Consider the following 1378-nt stretch of genomic DNA (forward strand, 5'->3'; position numbering starts at 1 on the left):
CCGCCGCCCGGCTTCCGGATCGCGCCCGTCCAGGGCGCCCACGCGCACGGCTACCGCGATGTCATACGGCGTATCGCCGGCGCTCAATTCCAGGTCTTCGGCGGCGACCTCGCGCAGCGTAAGCCGCCCGGACGCGATCTCCGCCTTGGATGCGGTGCGGGCCTGTATAATCGCCTTGGCCGACCGGTCGATGGCCAGGACGTGCCCGTCGCCGATCCGGCGTGCGATTTCACGCGCCATCGTGCCCGGCCCGCATCCGATCTCCAGGACGCGCATGCCTTCCCGCAGCGGCAGTGCGTCCACAATGGCGAGAAGGCGTGGAGAAAGGTCCGTCGCCATCCGGTCTACCCCGAGTTGACGTCCCGGGCCGCTTATTCGGCCGTTGAGCCGGCGGGAGCCTCGGAGCCGTCTTCGGTCGAGGCGCTTCGTGCGGGCCGGCGGACGGCGCGTAGCCTGCCGCTTTTTCCGCCGCCGCAGAAGAACCGGTCTTCGCCGTCGGACTCGAGTCCCGACACGCCCGCTCCGAGCGGCATTTCGAGCCTCTCCAGAAGCGCGCCCGTATCGGGGTCGATGCGCCGCAACTCGCTCTCGTCGCCTTCCCATGCGCCGCACCAAAGCTCCCCGTCGACCCAGGTTACCCCGGTGACGAAGCGGTTGGACTCGATGGTGCGCAGGACAGCACCGGATTGCGGATCGACCTGATGGATCTTTCGCTCCCGGTACTGTCCCACCCACAGCGTCCCTTCGGCCCAGGCAAGTCCCGAGTCAGCGCCGCCGCCGGGCGCCGGGATCGTGGCGAGCACGCGCCCGGTCTCGGGGTCGATTTTCTGGATGCGCGCCTCTGCGATCTGAAACAGATGCTCGCCGTCGAAAGCCGTTCCGGCATGCGCGGCGGCATCGATGGAGCGCACCGTCTTGCCGCTTGCCGGATCGAGCGCGTTCAGTTTGTCTCCAGAGGCGAACCAGACATACTGGCCATCGAACGTGACGCCGTGCACGCCCTCGACCCCCGGAAAAGGACCGTATTCATGGAGGACTTCAGCTGCAGATTGTTTCATCGTCTTTGCATCCCAATTCATCATGCTCCGATCCTAGCCGTTCGGCACTGGAGCAGGGAGTAACAAAATCGTCGGGAATCCCGGCACGGGCGGAGTCATCCAGCGGCGGGCGCGCCCGCGACCGAACGACTGCACCTTGTCCGCCGCCGCAAGCTGTTCCAGTGCCCGCTGCAACGTGCGTTGGCTGGCGCCGAGAGCGAGCGCCAGTGCCGAACTCGACCACGCCTCGCCATCGGCGAGGAGGGCGAGCACGGCTGCATGCTCCTCGTCGACGGGAGGTGTCAGAACGACGACCTCGGCGGCGCCGCGCGGCACCAGCG

At 67.7% G+C, this 1378-nt stretch carries 2 protein-coding genes and 1 pseudogene; all 3 read right to left on the reverse strand.

Going from position 1 to position 1378, the window contains the following annotated elements:
• Positions 1 to 339, reverse strand: a 339-nt coding sequence (locus tag ACFP9U_RS25035) for an SAM-dependent methyltransferase (RefSeq protein ID WP_378625591.1), incomplete at its 3' end; no start/stop codon positions are given.
• Positions 340 to 371: 32 nt separating this feature from the next.
• Complete coding sequence (locus ACFP9U_RS25040; protein ID WP_378625592.1) at positions 372 to 1058, reverse strand: glutamine cyclotransferase; 687 nt, start codon at positions 1056 to 1058, stop codon at positions 372 to 374.
• Between the two features lie 33 nt (positions 1059 to 1091).
• Positions 1092 to 1378 (reverse strand): annotated as a pseudogene (locus ACFP9U_RS25045) (helix-turn-helix domain-containing protein); the annotation flags it as partial.

The organism is Nitratireductor sp. GCM10026969 (assembly GCF_042660605.1).
Classification (GTDB): domain Bacteria; phylum Pseudomonadota; class Alphaproteobacteria; order Rhizobiales; family Rhizobiaceae; genus Chelativorans.

Bases quoted from the DNA above. Each gene is read 5' to 3' on its own strand.
- ACFP9U_RS25040 (WP_378625592.1), bottom strand. From the start codon at position 1,058: ATGAAACAATCTGCAGCTGAAGTCCTCCATGAATACGGTCCTTTTCCG.